Consider the following 14,986-nt stretch of genomic DNA (forward strand, 5'->3'; position numbering starts at 1 on the left):
GCCATGAATATCAAAGTCTTAGAAGTTTTGGGGCTATAGCTCAGCTGGGAGAGCGCAACACTGGCAGTGTTGAGGTCTGCGGTTCGATCCCGCATAGCTCCACCAAAACAAGCTGTTAATTCAGCAAGCTAAAAAGCCCGCTTAAACGCGGGCTTTTTTATTGTCTAAGATTTATATCGGCTTCCCTTCCTCTTACAAAACCTCCCGCCACTCCTAATCAGTCATATCGACTCAATAAGCGCCCTGGCTTCATTAGCTCAAAGCAGCGATTAAAAAGCTCAACTATATTGATATGGCGGCTAAGTGATGGTTTTGGCTCTGGCAAACTGGCCTTATGGCTGATTTGAGCTATTGTTTTATGACATTTCGTCATTTTGCTTGAACTTGCTGGGCTTCTTGCTGCTGCGCTGCTCAAACTTTGATAGTTGGCATTATAAAAACACTCAGTATTAGTCACTACTTATTCCAAGGGAAAAATTATGATTAAAAATTTGCGACGAGCATTTCCTCGACAAACATTGACTGTTGCTGTGGCAACTTCCCTTGGTTTATTGGCCAGCTCACCTCATGCTGTGGCCCAAGGAATGCAGCTAGAAGAGGTAGTGGTGACGGCTCAGAAAAGAGCCGAGTCTAGTCAAGATACGCCTATCTCTATTACAGCGTTTTCCGAAGCGAACGTTGAAAATCGACGGATCTCGAATATTGCCGACTTGATTGGCAATGTACCGGGGGTCAATGGCTTTTCGGCGCCGGGTTCGCGTGCTTCATCAGGCCTCAATATGCGAGGAGTTTCTGGGGGTTCACCGGCTAACCTGTCACTCGACCCAGCCGTGGCGACTTATTTGGATGGGGTCTATGTCGGCAAGCTAGTGGGCTCTGCGATGGATGTTGCCGAAATTGAGCGCATCGAGGTTTTGCGTGGCCCCCAAGGCACGCTTTACGGGCGAAATGCCACCGGTGGTGCAGTTAACTTTATCAGCAAGAAGCCCACCGGTGAATTTGGTGGTCGAGTCACCGGCTCCCTAGGAAATTACGACTACTGGGCAATCAAGGGCAATGTCAATTTGCCAGCCATTGGCGAAGTTGGAGAGGGGCTGGGCGAGCTGGCTAGCAGCTTTGGCTTTCAAACGCGCCAGCGTGATGATTTTTATAAAAACAGTAATTCCGGCGAGCAGGACTTTGACAACTTAGACCGTCAAGCCTACCGCATTGCGCTGCAGTGGACGCCCCGAGATAACTTTGTGGCGGACTATGTGTACGACAAAAATAAGCTCGATGAGCACAACGCGCTACAACAAGTGGTTGCTTTCAACCCGGTTGATGCCGCGGGCAATGTGCCACGGATGACCGCACTGCGAGGCACCTTGCAGCAAGCCATGGCTTATTCGACGATTCCCGGTGCTGACCCGCGTATCGCTTCACGCTGGATTCCATCGCTGAATAAAACCATTGATAGCTATCAGCGAGCGATAGATCAAGGCGAAGGACGAGTGACAAGAGGCACTGCCGATTTCGCCCCCTACACGGAAAGTGATGTTGAAGGTCATGCTTTGACATTAACTTGGGATGCAGGAGATGTGGGGCTGCTCGGTGATGTGACTTTCAAATCGATAACTGCCCACCGTGAGCTCGATATGTATGTTTACGGTGATATCGAGGACCTCGATAGCCGGCTTGATGCCAATGGTGTCGGCGCTATGACAGACCTGGTTCACCTAACCCTTGGGCAGATTTATGGTGCTGCTTACGATCAAGGCATCCCTATACAATTCCTGCCGATCGATGCGCTCTGGGGAGGTATCGATGAGCTCGGTGCATTCCATTCAAAGCAGGATACGCAGAGTGATTACAAGCAATTTTCTCAAGAAGTTCATATGGTCGGCACCACTGACAACTTAGAGTATGTCCTTGGCGTCTATTACTTTGATGATGAATCTAGTTACTTGAGGAAAGCGATCTTTGCCGCGCCGGTCGCTGGTTTTGGGCCCCAAGCATATGATAACTCCACTGAAGCCTTTGCAGTCTTTGGTCAAGCCACTATGCGGCCTTCAATACTTGACGATCGCTTAGCCCTGACACTGGGCTTGCGCTACACCGAGGAAACCAAAGAAATTGACTACGATTATTCTGCAGTAGTCAGTCCTTTTGGCGTCACCCCAGCCCAAGCCACTAGCAACAAGTCTAATTTCTACAATATGAGTGGTAACTTCACTATTGCCTATGACATGGCGGACAGTGCTAACGTGTTTTTACGTTACGCCACAGGCTATCGCAGTGGTGGTTTTAACGGCGAAATTTTCGATAACGCCTTTAAAGAAGAAACCATCGAGCAATGGGAGCTGGGCATAAAAAGTGATTGGTGGGATAGGCGCCTGCGTATCAACGGCTCTATCTACACCTATATATGGGAAGACGTACAAGTCAGCCAGATTAAAACCGATGGCGGTGTAGCTACTAGCTTAATCACCAACGCAGGTAAAGCGGATCGTTGGGGTGGTGAGTTGGAGGTCACTGTAGCGCCAGCCGAAGATCTCATTGTGTCACTCAGCTATGCCTATGTGGATAAGGACTTCGAGGAGTACCCACCCGTTTGCGGCACTAACGAGCCAATTAACTGTATCGACAGCCTACCTTTTGCCAAGCGCACCGCGCCCGGTAATCAATTCAATATTTCGGCAGACTACATTTTTGCTCGCACCTCATACGGTGAGATCACTGGCTATGTGAGCGCTAATTGGCAGGATGAATGGCCTGAAACTGCCCTCTGGTCAGGTGTTGTCAATGGCGAGCCTTCCATAGTCGAGCATCAGATGATGGATGCGCGAACCTTAGTTAACGCACGGCTCAGTCTAGAGCAGATCGAAGTAGGCGATGGCCTGATGAAGATTTCGATCTGGGGCAGGAACCTCACTGACGACGACTATCCCACCTTTGCCACCAACTTTGGCAGCTTAGGGCCAATTGCCGAGCAATATGGGGAGCCGCGGACCTATGGTATCGATCTAACTTACGACTTTTAAGTTAAGTCGTCGGCCTGCCTATGCACTAGCTTTGACTAGTGCATAGGCTACTATCTACTGCGACCTCAACCCTCCCTGAAAATCAAGATAAGCATCAAGCTGTTTCACTCAGTCTCGTTATTGCCCGCAACTAAGCGTCAATCCTAGTCTGTTAGGAATACTGTTATTGAGTGAGAGTAAGGCATTTGTCTCTGCGGGTGCCCAATGACAATCTTCACTGTATCCTAAGGCTTATCAAGCTTCACTATGGCTATGGCCTAGAAATGACCTAGAGGACGGAGTATATGTCGCAGCACCACCACCATGTTCATATTGATCCAAAAGATGGCGATAAGAGGGTTGCTATCGCTATTTGGGCCAATGGGCTGTTGACGATTGCTCAGGTCATTGGTGGCATCATGTCAGGTAGTCTGGCCTTGATTGCCGATGCGGTGCATAACTTTTCCGACATGGCATCATTGATCATTGCTTTTGCTGCACGCAAGATTGCGCGGCGTCCTGCAGACCCTAAAATGACCTTTGGTTATGGGCGGGTCGAGGTGGTGGCCGCTCTGATCAATTACACATCGTTGATTATCATCGGCTTATACCTGGCCTACGAGGGTGTGCTGCGCCTGTTTGACCCGCCAGCGGTGGCGGGTTGGGGACTGGTGATTTTGGGTGGTATTGCCCTGGTCATCGACACCCTGACGGCAGCGCTTACCTATTCCATGCAGAAAGACAGCGTTAATATTCGCGCGCTATTTTTACATAATCTCAGCGATGCGCTGTCTTCAGTTGCCGTGGTCCTGGGCGGTATCTTTATCTTGCTCTACGATATTGCTTGGGTAGACCCAGCCGTTACGCTGCTCATCGCGGTTTATATTCTGTGGCTGTCATTTGCAGAAATAGGTAAGCCGATTCGAACCTTAATGCTAGGTAGTCCGCCAGATGTTGATACCGATGAAGTCATCGCGTTAATTGAGAGCATCGACGGTGTGGAAAGAGTGCACCACGCTCACTTCTGGGAAATGCAGGAGCATCAAGCCGCGCTGGATATTCATATTGTGATCAAGGAAGGGTGCTGGTCAGATTACGACCTGATAAAACACACTATCAAAACACGCATCGATAAGGAGTTTGGAATTAGCCACTCGACAATCGAACTCGAATATTCCAATGCTAAACACAAGAGTGCGAGTTTAATTGATCACCAATGCTACTCTGGTAGCTAAAAATATTGAGTCAGTGTGCAGAGCGACTTTGTTAGCTAGAGGGCTAGGATATTAAAGGGCGAATCATGATGGTCTGGTGTGCGATAAGGTCTAAGAATGCACGGTAAATCAGCTAGTCTTCGTCAGTGCCCCCAGCGCTTTGCTTTGCTAGCCTGCCTGTTCTGTCCGCTGCTGTTTAGCGCAGCTTGGGCCGAGGACAGTTACAGCCAAACACTGAGCTTTGAACAAGCTCGCGTCTTGCTAGAGCAGGCCTCAGATGCATTAGCCGCAGCAGATGCCAAAGTACGCGGCAAAGCCAATCTTGCACAAGCTACCCAGTCTTTGCGTTTGCCGGAGCTGTCACTCGACCTGCGACGGATGCAGTTTGAGAAAACGCTGTCTCTGCCTTTGGGCTCCCTAGCACCGGTCGCTGAGGACTACGGCATTGTCAGCCCCCTGCAGTTCAGCGAGCGTGATTGGCGCACGCGCCCCATACTCACCACCGTGCTGCCACTATACAGCGGCGGACAAATCCCAGCTGCACAGGCAGCAGCGGCCGCGGCACTAAAGCAGGCTTCGGCGGAGCGCGATCTAGAGTCCCAGTCACAACTGCTACAACTGGTGCAGTTGTACTTCGGCCAACAGCTTGCCCGTCTGGCATTGGAGGTGCGCCGGGAGGTACGCGATGGCCTGCAGCGCCATGTTGATAATGCCGAAAAGCTGGAACACAAAGGTTTTGCCACCAAAGCTCAGCGTCTCCAGGCGGCAGTGGCCCGCGATCAAGCCGAACGTGAATATCAGCGCGCCCGCAATAATTTGAATACCATCAGTATTTCCTTGGCCAACTTGCTGCGCAGCGATCAGCCTATCGCCACCGACACGCCATTATTTGTGATCAGTCGCTCTTTGCAGCCGCTGGAAAGCTTTCGCCAAGCGGCGCTCTCCCAGCACCCACAGATTCGACGTTTACAGGCCCTAGGGGAGCAGGCCAGTGAAGGAGTGAAAGTGCAAGAGGCCAAGCTTAAACCGCAGGTTTACGCCTTTGGGCAGTATGACCTGCACGCCGATGATGCGCTGATTACTGACCCTGACTGGGCCTTTGGTATTGGGCTGAAATACACTTTCTTATCTGGCAGCAATCGCCCGCAGCAGATTGCTGCTGCTCGTGAGCAGCTAGCACAGAGCGAAGCGGGGCTGCGGGAAGCACGCAATCAGATCACCATGGGGGTAAGCAAAGCTTACAACGATGTGGAGTCCGCGCGCGAACAGTACCTCCTGCTGGACAGCTCGATTGCCTTGGCCCGGGAAAACCTGCGCTTACAGGAACTCTCGTTCCGTGAAGGGCAATCAACTTCGCTAGACGTGATTGATGCGCGCCTGCAGCTCGGAGGAGCCATAGTTGAGCGCGCCCAAGCCGCCTACGAGTATGATGTGGCGCTGGCTCGCTTGTTGGAGATCAGCGGTGGGCTGACACAATATTTTGATTATTTTCTTCAGGCTGACAAGGTGCTTGTGCAATGAGCGAAAGCGAGAACACCCCACCCCTGTCGCCAGCAGCTCGCCGATGGCTGGCCCTTGGGTCTCTGCTGATCGTGGTGGCGCTCATTTTGTTAGGGCTGCGCTTGGCATTTCGTGAACCAGCCGAGCTGATACAGGGCATGGCTGATGCAGACAGCATTAAAGTGTCGGCGAAGATTAGTGCGCGTGTGTCAAAGCTGTTAGTGCGAGAGGGCGAGCGAGTTGCGGCAGGGCAGTTATTGTTCGAACTCGATAGCCCTGAAGTTGAGGCTAAGATGGCTCAGGCCACAGCCTTACTGGAGGCGGCGCAATCGCAAGCCGCTAAGGCGGAGCAGGGTGCGCGCAGCGAAGATATTCGCGCAGCTGAAGCCAACTGGCGTCGCGCTGCCGCCGCCGCGGAGTTAGCTAGTTCCACCTATCAACGAGTTGAGAGTCTCTACCAAGAGGGCGTGATGACCCGGCAGCAGCGCGATGAAGCCTTGGTTCAGCAGCGCAGTGCTAATCAAATGCTTATCGCGGCCCGAGCCCAGTATGACTTAGCTCTATCGGGTGCGCGGGAGGAGGATAAGGCTGCTGCGCAGGCGCAGGTGCGTCAGGCTGAAGCTGCTGTGGCCGAAGTGCGCGCTGCTCAGGCTGAGATTAGCGGTCGAGCACCTCTAGGGGCGGAGGTGGCTAAGCGTTTGGCCGATGTCGGCGAGTTGGTGCCGGCTGGCTATCCGGTGTTTGTGCTGGTCGATATTGATCAAATGTGGGTCTCAATGAATCTGCTAGAGAGCCAGTTTAGCGGCCTTCGCAATGGACAACGTTTGCAGGGTGACATTCCCGCCTTAGCTCTGGACTCTGTGCCATTCGAGGTTTATTACATTAGCCCTGCCGGTGATTTTGCCACTTGGCGCTCCACACGGCAGTCCAGCGGCTATGACATTAAAAGCTTCGAGGTCCGAGTGCGGCCCCTGCAGCGGGTTGATGGCTTGCGGCCGGGTATGAGCGTTCTGTTCCAATGGCCCCCTCGGGACTAAGGCCCAGAGCGGGCAAAATGCCGTCGCTACAGGCCTTTTTAAGCTCGGCCCGTCGAGAGTGCCGCTACCTACTTGGCAGTCCCTCGGATCTAGCCTTGGCGACCTGGATTCCCTGCTTGTTGTTGCTGCTTATGGCATGGTTGTTCAGCGGCGGCCTTCCCCGAGAGCTGCCAATTGCGGTGGTCGATCTGGACCGCAGCACCACTAGTCGCCAGCTAGTACGTCAGCTAGAGGCTTCCCCCGGCCTGAAGGTGAGTGAGCAAGCGAGGTCCCTGTCACAGGCCTTGGCCTTGGCGCGTGAGTTAAAAATCTATGCCGTAGTGCACATTCCAGCTGGCACGGAAGCGGCAATCCAGCGCGGCGGCAGCGGCTCTGTATTCAGTTATTACAATGCGAGTTATCAAGTAGCGGGGCAGGCTGCAGCGCGAGATATTGACAGTGCTGTGCAGGCACTTGCAATAGAGTTAACAGCGACAGAGGTAGGCATGATTCGTGGACCTGGGGCGCTGCGAGCCGCTCCGGTCGCTGTGCAGTTGAGTGTCTTGTTCAACCCCAGCCGCAGTTATGAGCATTTTCTTCTGGGTCTGATATTTCCAGCAATCCTTCACTTGGCCATGTGCGTGGCCATGGTGGGCGCTTTTGGTCGAGAGCTGCGTGATGCCACTGTCAGGCCTTGGTTGCGCGAAGCGCATGATCGGCTGCTGCCAGCGCTGCTGGGTAAGATGACGCCTTATTTTGTGCTATTCAGCTTATATGGAGTGGCGAGTTTACTGTGGCTGGTGCTCATTAGGGGCACTGCGATGGCGGCTGACGAAATGGCTTTGTTGGTGCTGGGTCAGGCCTTGATGTACCTAGCTTATGCTGCGCTTGCGCTGTTGTTCGTGGCGCTGACTCGCAACATGGTCACCGCTTTGTCAGTGGCAGGGCTATACGCGGGTACCTCAATGGCTTTCTCAGGGGCGACCTTCCCATTACAAGGAGCGCCTTGGTTTACTCGTGTGTGGAGTGAGCTCTTGCCCTATACCGCCTATTTGAAGTTACAGGGGCAGCAGTTGGAGATGGGCTCAGCGCTGACGGTGTCTCTGTGGCCACTGGCAACTTTGCTCTTGTTTGTGCTGCTCGCTGGCGTTGTGGGTGCTGTTTTGTATGGTCGAGCATCCCGTGACCCATCAGCTTGGGGGCTGCGATGAATCGTTTCAGCGAGTCTTTTAGCCAGACCCTCAAAACAATTTTCAGCGATAGAGTGGCACTGGTAACGCTGGTCGGTGCAGTGATTCTGTATTCGTTTTTCTATCCTGCGGCCTATCGTCACCAAGTGGCAGGGCAGTTACCGCTGGTGGTGGTCGATCAAGATCACAGCCCCATGAGTCGTGAATTACAGCGCAAACTAACCGCGTTGCGTGCAGTGCATGTACTTGGGGTAGTCGGGTCAATGGAGCAGGCTCGGCAGCTGGTGGAGCGCGGTGAAGTGGAAGCAGTGCTGCTGATCCCGGCAAACTTTCAGCGCGATATCCTGCGAGTTGAGCAAGGAGGGCTGGCCTTGTTTGGCAATGGCACTTTGCTGAGCCGTGCGGGCCTATCCATGCAGGGCGCGGCTCAGGCCATTAGAGCATTTGCTCAAGAAGCGGCGCTCTCCCAGGCTCAGTTTGCGGGTTTAACAGCAGGGCCGGCACTGCAGCTCATTGAGCGGCCATTGTTCAATACCGCCCTAGGCTATGGCAGCGCTATTGTGCCAGGGGTAGCGGCACTGATTGTGCAACAGACCTTGCTGGTCGGCTTGGCGGTGGTGGCAGCTACTCGGCGAGAGCGACAGGGTAAGCTGCAAGTGTCGCTGCCAGCTCTCTGTGGCATTGCTTCAGCATTCGCAATGATCGGCATGTTTAGTTTACTTTACTTCAGTGGCTTCGTATTTTGGTTTCAGGATTATCCTCGCGGCGGCAACTTGATTGGATTGTTGCTGGCTGGGGCACTGTTCATCGCCTCTGTGGTTAGCTTTGCACTATTTTTTGGCAGTTTCTTTCGCACTCGAGAGCGAGCTTTTCAGCTCCTGACTATCACCTCCCTGCCCATGTTTTTCTTATCCAACTTGTCCTGGCCGGTAGAGGCCAGTCCCGAGTACTTAGTGCGCATTGCCCAGCTGTTGCCCAGCACGCCAGGAATCAATGCGATGGTTAAACTCAATCAGATGGGCGCGAGGCTAGCAGAAGTCTCGGGTGAACTAACCAACATGGCTTTGCTGACAGTGCTTTATGGCGCATTGGCAATTAGGCGTTATCGGCGGCGGGAGGATCAGTTTAGCCAACGCTCGCCTCTAGACTAATACCTGTCTGGTAGTGGCGATATAGTGATGAATCTCTTGCTCTACCTCAGGGTCAATCATGGTCTCGGGGCGCCGATCATTGGGGCAGGGCATTCGCGGCGTTGTGCCAAATAGTCGACAGATTAAAGGGCGCTCTTCATACACTGTGCAGCCTTCTGGTCCTAAATGAACGCAGTTAAACTCTTTTAATGCTGCCTCGTGTTCGGCCTCTGTTTTTACCGGCAAGCGTGACATTTCTTCTGAGGAGGTGGTGACGGGCCCACAGCAGTCATGACAACCGGGCACACATTCAAATGAGGGGATGCGTTCACGCAGGCGCGCTATGATGTCACGGTTTTGATACATATGAGTCCAGTTTTATCTCTGTTGCTGTCATTATAGCCTTTGGCTTTGCTAAGTTAGCAAACTGAATGACTATTAGATGTGATTGTGAATGATGAAATTATCGGTACTTGATCAATCTTTGGCTCGCACAGCTGAGCAGGCAGCGCAGGCACTGCGTGAAACTATCGAGATGGCGCGCTATTGCGAGTCATTGGGTTATGAGCGTTTCTGGGTGTCTGAGCACCACGCATTTCCCTCAGTGGCGGGCAGTGCGCCGGAAGTATTGCTGGCAGCCTTAGGGGCTGCGACATCCCGTATACGCTTGGGTTCTGGCGGCATTATGCTGCCACATTATAGTGCCTATAAAGTAGCAGAAGTTTTTTCGCTATTGGCCAACCTCTATCCCGAGCGTATCGACTTAGGCGTGGGCCGGGCACCGGGTGCTGACATGTCAACAGCGGTAGCATTAGCTAATGGTCGCAGACCCAATTTTGAGCGATTTCCAACACAGGTGGCTGAACTCAGCGACTATTTGTGGAACCCAGATGCCAAGCCGCTGGTGAGCCCCCGGCCACCAGCTGGCATGCCACTGTGGATGCTGGGCTCAAGCCCAGATAGCGCCATGCTGGCTGCTCAGCGAGGCTTGCCTTACAACCTCGGCATATTTATTAACCCCCAGGCTAGGCCAGAGCTGGTGAAACTCTACAAATCTCGCTTTCAGCCTAGTGCTCTCCAGCCTGAGCCCTATGCGATTATCACCACCAGTGTGTTTTGCGCTGAAGATGAAGAGCGCGCGAAAGCGCTACAGTTGACCTATGATCTCAACCTGTTTCGCTTTGTTACAGGCCAGAGTGAGAATCGCTCACTAACGCCCCAGGCTGCCTTGCAATATCCTTTAGGGCCCCAGGAGCGGTCTTTTATTGCTAGCCGCAACGTCAGCCGTGCGGTGGGTACGCCGGCTCAGGTGAAGGCGCAGTTGGAGTTGCTGGCTGAGCAGTTTGCCGCTGATGAAGTGATGGTGGTGAGTAATATGTATTACTTCGAAGATCGCCAGCGTTCCTTCAAGTTACTGAAAGAAGTATTTAGTGCCTGAGCTTACAGCCAGGCGCTAAACACTTAGTGATGCTCAATCAATTCTTGACCATGTAGCTGTCGAAACAGCGGAATAGCTTGCGGGTTCGTCGCTGTGCCCTGTAATTTTTGCTGCAATAGTTCAAGCACTAAGCGCGTGATAGAGATCAGCGGATATTGATCAACTTCATCTAGGGCGACCCAGCGCAGATCTTCTAGTTCGCCATTGCTTCTTATGCTGCCCTGCATATGCTTGCTGTCGACCATAAAAAAACGCGCGTCGAAACGCCTGACGTTGTTGGGGGGCGTGATGGCTCTGGCTAGATACTCTAAGCGGTGTAAAGCGGGCACTACTCCCTGCTGGAAAATTGGCTGCCAAGAAGGCGATTGGCTGCGAATTGTTTGCTCGCTAGACTCGCCAAGCAGCAGGCCGGTTTCCTCAAAGGTTTCGCGCACTGCCGTCATGGCCAATGCTCTGGCTCTGGCGGCACTGCAGCTGCGCTGTAATTGTTCGGCGACAGATGGCTTGAGCCCAATAGGGCATTTCACACGTGCGTCACCCGGGTCTACGCCGCCACCGGGAAAGACATAGTGGTTTGGCAGAAAGCGATGCCGGGCGCTGCGCAAACCCAGCAAAACTTCCCTTTTGTCTCTTACAATGATGAGTGTGGCGGCGTCTTTGGGCCGCAATGCTGCTTTAGTCATAGCCCTAGTATAACAACTAAGTTTTATTAAGAGCTGCCCAATAGCTAGCTTCATGTGTGTTTCTTTAGTGATTGCGACAGTGGCTTAACTCACCTACCATCCGAGCCTCGAGTGATTCTGGATACTGCTTTATGCGAGGACTTTGCCTGCTCTTTATTAGTTTTCTTTTCACTAGCACAGCAGTTGCGGCTGATACACTCAGAGTTGGCTTGTCAGCAGATCAAGCCCCTTTACACTATCTTCAGGAAGGCCGGGTTGTCGGCATCGAGGCAGACAACGCCTTGGCAGTTGGCAAGATCCTCGGCCGAGATGTCGAGTTGGTGGTGCTGCCTAGAGCGGCATTAGTAGCGGCTGTTAAAAATGCTGAGGTCGATGTGTTGATGTCGGGACTCAATATAACTGAAGCACTCAGCGCAGAGCTAAGCTTTATTGACGCCTATCTGCAAGTGGGGCAGATGGCCATAATGCATCGCGACAAAGCGGCACACTTTGTTCAGCCCTGGGCCGTGTTTCGCGAAGGTATAAGAGTAGGTGTTGAGCCCATGAGCGCTGGCGCTGCTTTTGCCGCTAGTGAGTTGTCCGATGCCAAAGTGAGTTTCTTTGATGAGCCTGAGTTGGCCTTTAGCGCATTGCGCGAAGGTAAAATAGATTTATTTGTGCATGATGCGGCGACCAGTTGGCTGTTAGCCAATGATCTTAGCTACGATGATCTAATTAGCCAATATGCGCCCTTGACGGAGGAGAGGCTGGCTTGGGCAGTACGTCAGGATAATGCAGCTTTGGCGCGTGATTTGAATCGGGCGCTGAGTTTAATGCGTAGAAACGGCACGCTAGACTATATTTTTAAGCGCTGGATTCCGGTCCAGATTGTCGCCCGCTGAGAGTTTAGCCTTAACAGCTGTGGCAGCAGCTATCGGCGGGCACAAGTGCTGCCGATAAAACTGCCGCCACTGAGGCTAGCTTAGCCGGGGAAGTTGTACTCGTGGCCCCAGAGGTCGCCTTCGGTGCTGACCGTGGGAGTGTAAGTTTCCCAGTCGACCAACAGGCCATCGTAACCGTATTCCACCGCGATACCGCCCGGTGCAAGGACATAGAATGAGCACATGTTGTCGTTAACATGGCGTCCTAGGCTGGCAATAACCGGGTGACCTGCTGCTTTGGCGAGATCCAATCCGCGGCCAACTTCATCCAGCGTGCTTACTTCAACCATCATGTGAACTACGCCGCTAGGTGTGGGCTGGTTGTACAGCGCTAATGAGTGCTGACGGGGGTTGTCGGCATGCATGAACACGACCCGAGACTCCGGCGCACCTTCAGGCATGGGCGGGTAGAGGTCATCGCTGATACCAAGGCCAATGAGCTCGGTATAAAACGCGATGCTTGCCTCAATGTCTGGGGCCGGAATTACGGCGTGGCCAAAGCCCATATCGCCGGTGTATTCATCGCCAGTCACAAATGCTGAAACACCAGTGGGTGAGATCAGTGGTTTGTAGTCTAAGCGGCGACCATAGTAGAGCTCGAGAACGTTTCCGGCAGGGTCGCTGACAGTGACAAAATCGCTCACACAGAGACGTGCAGCTTCAGTAGCATCACCGGCGGTGAGCGTGTGGCCCGCTTTGCGCAGGGCATCGCAAGCCGCTTGCCAATCCGCTGCATTGCGATATTCGAGTCCACAGGACAGTAGCTTGTCTTCTGCGCAAGGCTCTATAGCGAAGCGGAAGGGGTGCCTATCCATACGCAGATAACGTACACCTTCAAGATCACTTTGCTCTGCGTCCATCAAGCCCAGTACATCGGTGCCAAAGCTCATCCAAGCGTCGACGTCGGTCGACCCAATTCTTAGGTAGCCTATGCTTGCCAGTGCCATTGATTACTCCTATTGCGGTTAGGTGCTGACTGGAAGTATCGTTCCAGTATATCGCTGTTGATTATCAGTGCTTTTAAGGGGCTGTACAGCCCCTGCGTTGATTTCAGTAGCTGACAGTATACATAGGGGAACCTATTGTACAGCCTGCAGCCGCTAGCTTGCTGATTACCAAGCACTAATATAAAACTCTTAGAGCTGTCGCAGGCTGGCAATAGTAGGCCGCCTAAAGCGACTGAGTCCAAGCCATTGACACAGGCGAGATCTTAGCGGTGATATGCCGATTAAACTTTTAAGGCTTGATCACATCCAGAAGCCGGTGAGTCATACGACCGTGTGCGGCGTGGCAGGCAAACAAGAAGTTGTATTAAAAACCGATCAATAGAGAGATTTTGATGACTGACATCACGAGCAATTTCAGGACAGTTGTTGCACAGCGATATGCCTGTCGTGCCTTTCTGCCTAAGCGAGTGCCGCAGGCAACGTTAGAGGCGATCTTTAAGGACGCCGCTTGCGCACCGAGTAACTGTAATACTCAGCCTTGGCTGGTACATGTGGCATCTGGCGCTGTCTTAGAGGAATTGCGCAAGGAGTTGCCGGCTCGTTTTATGGCTGGCGAGTTCAGCATGGACTTCCCCTATGATGGGTCTTACGAAGGGGTTTATAAAACGCGCCAACATGCGGCTGCCAAAGCTCTATACGATGCCTTGGGAATTGCCCGTGAAGACAAAGCGGCGCGCCATCAAGCCTTCATGCAAAATTTTAGCTTTTTTGATGCGCCGCATGTGGCCTTTCTGTTTTTACCGGAGCCTTTTGGCCTGCGTGAAGCCGCTGACTTGGGTATGTTTGCCCAGACCTTGATGTTGTCGATGACTGCCCACGGACTAGCTAGTTGTCCGCAAACAGCACTGAGTTTTCTAGCTGATCCGCTGCGTCAACAATTGGGAGTTGAAGCCAACAATAAGCTGTTATTTGGTATTTCCTTTGGCTATCCCGATCCAGATGCCGCCGCCAACAGATGCCGCACGGATCGTGCTGCACTTGAGGATTTTGTGACTTTTCATGAGGGGGTCTAAATATGAGTGAATCTTTGCTGAGTGAGCGTCACGGTCATGTGCTTAAGCTCACCTTTAACCGACCCGCTAAAAAAAATGCCATCGATAATGCGCTTTGGCTGGCCATTGCTGAAGCATTTCAGGCAGCGGCAGCCGACGATCAAGTGCGCTCTGTGCTATTAACAGGCGCCGGCGGTAACTTTTCTGCCGGCGTGGATTTGGCGAGTTTTGGCGACACAGATTCTGGCGCCGAGCACCCTTTTGAAGCGGCTGCGCGGGCGGTGGCAGACTTTGACAAGCCTTTAATTGCCGCAGTGCAGGGTGTCGCTATTGGTGGCGGGGCGACAGTGTTATTCCATGCCGACATGGTCTACGTGGGGCAGAGTTTGCGTATGCGCTTGCCCTTCGCGGCCATGGCCTTAGTGCCGGAGTGGGCCAGTAGCTATATGTTGCAGGCTAATATCGGTGCACAGCGTGCTGCGGAATTATTTTATACCGCCGACTGGATTGATGCCGAGCGCGCTGTGAATTGTGGCATCGCCTTGGAAGCTTTAGCCGACGATGAGTTATTGGAGCGAGCCATGTCCCGTGCCCAGGATATTGCTCGCTGGCCAGTGAATGCTTTGCGCGAAATGAAGCGCTGCCTGCGCTTACCACATAAAGCGGCTATTGATGCCGCCTTTGTCGCGGAGCAAGCAGCGATGCTGCGTCAAGCCGGCTCAGCGGAAAATATTGAAGCCATCATGGCGATTATTGAAAAGCGCGAGCCGCGCTTTGATGCCAAGTAACAAGCTGAGTTGGCGCTTATTAAATTCCTCAGCTAAAGTTGTTGTGCTCAGGGGAGCTCACTTGTCGCTTGCCTCAGCTCATGCGAATCTAGTCTGCTGTGAGCAGATA

The 14,986-nt window shown here is 52.9% G+C and carries 13 protein-coding genes and 1 tRNA gene; 11 read left to right on the forward strand and 3 right to left on the reverse strand.

Annotation, left to right across the window (positions count from 1 at the left end; all coding sequences use genetic code 11):
• Window positions 1–29: 29 nt before the first annotated feature.
• The 7 genes from H2508_RS02300 to H2508_RS02330 all read left to right on the forward strand — a co-directional run bounded on the left by H2508_RS02300 (window position 30) and on the right by H2508_RS02330 (window position 9,070).
• Window positions 30–105 (forward strand) — tRNA-Ala (locus H2508_RS02300).
• A 374-nt stretch (window positions 106–479) separates the two neighbouring features.
• Entirely contained in the window at window positions 480–3,020 is a 2,541-nt protein-coding gene (locus H2508_RS02305; RefSeq protein ID WP_182168782.1) for a TonB-dependent receptor, read from the forward strand.
• Window positions 3,021–3,304: 284 nt separating this feature from the next.
• On the forward strand, window positions 3,305–4,234 hold the full coding sequence (locus tag H2508_RS02310; RefSeq protein ID WP_182168783.1) for a cation diffusion facilitator family transporter: 930 nt from the start codon (window positions 3,305–3,307) through the stop codon (window positions 4,232–4,234).
• A 96-nt stretch (window positions 4,235–4,330) separates the two neighbouring features.
• Complete coding sequence (locus H2508_RS02315) at window positions 4,331–5,734, forward strand: TolC family protein (RefSeq protein WP_182168784.1); 1,404 nt, start codon at window positions 4,331–4,333, stop codon at window positions 5,732–5,734.
• On the forward strand, window positions 5,731–6,750 hold the full coding sequence (locus H2508_RS02320; protein WP_182168785.1) for an HlyD family secretion protein: 1,020 nt from the start codon (window positions 5,731–5,733) through the stop codon (window positions 6,748–6,750). Before H2508_RS02315 ends, H2508_RS02320 begins: the two co-directional genes overlap by 4 nt.
• A gap of 17 nt (window positions 6,751–6,767) precedes the next feature.
• Complete coding sequence (locus H2508_RS02325) at window positions 6,768–7,940, forward strand: ABC transporter permease (protein ID WP_182168786.1); 1,173 nt, start codon at window positions 6,768–6,770, stop codon at window positions 7,938–7,940.
• A complete protein-coding gene (locus tag H2508_RS02330; protein WP_182168787.1) occupies window positions 7,937–9,070 on the forward strand; it encodes an ABC transporter permease in 1,134 nt (377 codons plus the stop codon). Before H2508_RS02325 ends, H2508_RS02330 begins: the two co-directional genes overlap by 4 nt.
• On the opposite strand, the gene H2508_RS02335 is transcribed toward H2508_RS02330, so the two are convergent.
• Window positions 9,062–9,415, reverse strand: coding sequence for a YkgJ family cysteine cluster protein (locus H2508_RS02335; RefSeq protein ID WP_182168788.1), 354 nt, complete (start codon window positions 9,413–9,415; stop codon window positions 9,062–9,064). The genes H2508_RS02330 and H2508_RS02335 overlap by 9 nt on opposite strands.
• A gap of 88 nt (window positions 9,416–9,503) precedes the next feature.
• Here H2508_RS02335 and H2508_RS02340 point away from each other — a divergent pair, with 88 nt between their 5' ends.
• Window positions 9,504–10,487, forward strand: a complete 984-nt coding sequence (locus H2508_RS02340; RefSeq protein ID WP_235964698.1) for an LLM class flavin-dependent oxidoreductase — start codon at window positions 9,504–9,506, stop codon at window positions 10,485–10,487.
• Window positions 10,488–10,510: 23 nt separating this feature from the next.
• Here H2508_RS02340 and H2508_RS02345 read toward each other — a convergent pair whose 3' ends face one another.
• A complete protein-coding gene (locus H2508_RS02345) occupies window positions 10,511–11,170 on the reverse strand; it encodes an NUDIX hydrolase (RefSeq protein WP_182168789.1) in 660 nt (219 codons plus the stop codon).
• A gap of 209 nt (window positions 11,171–11,379) precedes the next feature.
• Here H2508_RS02345 and H2508_RS02350 point away from each other — a divergent pair, with 209 nt between their 5' ends.
• On the forward strand, window positions 11,380–12,051 hold the full coding sequence (locus tag H2508_RS02350) for a substrate-binding periplasmic protein (RefSeq protein ID WP_182168790.1): 672 nt from the start codon (window positions 11,380–11,382) through the stop codon (window positions 12,049–12,051).
• Window positions 12,052–12,131: 80 nt separating this feature from the next.
• Here H2508_RS02350 and H2508_RS02355 read toward each other — a convergent pair whose 3' ends face one another.
• Window positions 12,132–13,037: a VOC family protein gene (locus H2508_RS02355; RefSeq protein ID WP_182168791.1), complete on the reverse strand. Its 906-nt coding sequence runs from the start codon at window positions 13,035–13,037 to the stop codon at window positions 12,132–12,134.
• Window positions 13,038–13,429: 392 nt separating this feature from the next.
• Here H2508_RS02355 and H2508_RS02360 point away from each other — a divergent pair, with 392 nt between their 5' ends.
• Together H2508_RS02360 and H2508_RS02365 are read left to right on the forward strand one after the other, a co-directional pair.
• Entirely contained in the window at window positions 13,430–14,110 is a 681-nt protein-coding gene (locus H2508_RS02360) for a nitroreductase (RefSeq protein WP_182168792.1), read from the forward strand.
• Between the two features lie 2 nt (window positions 14,111–14,112).
• Complete coding sequence (locus H2508_RS02365) at window positions 14,113–14,877, forward strand: enoyl-CoA hydratase/isomerase family protein (RefSeq protein WP_182168793.1); 765 nt, start codon at window positions 14,113–14,115, stop codon at window positions 14,875–14,877.
• The last annotated feature ends 109 nt before the right edge of the window (window positions 14,878–14,986 follow it).

It is taken from the genome of Sediminihaliea albiluteola (assembly GCF_014077625.1).
Taxonomy (GTDB): domain Bacteria; phylum Pseudomonadota; class Gammaproteobacteria; order Pseudomonadales; family Halieaceae; genus Sediminihaliea; species Sediminihaliea albiluteola.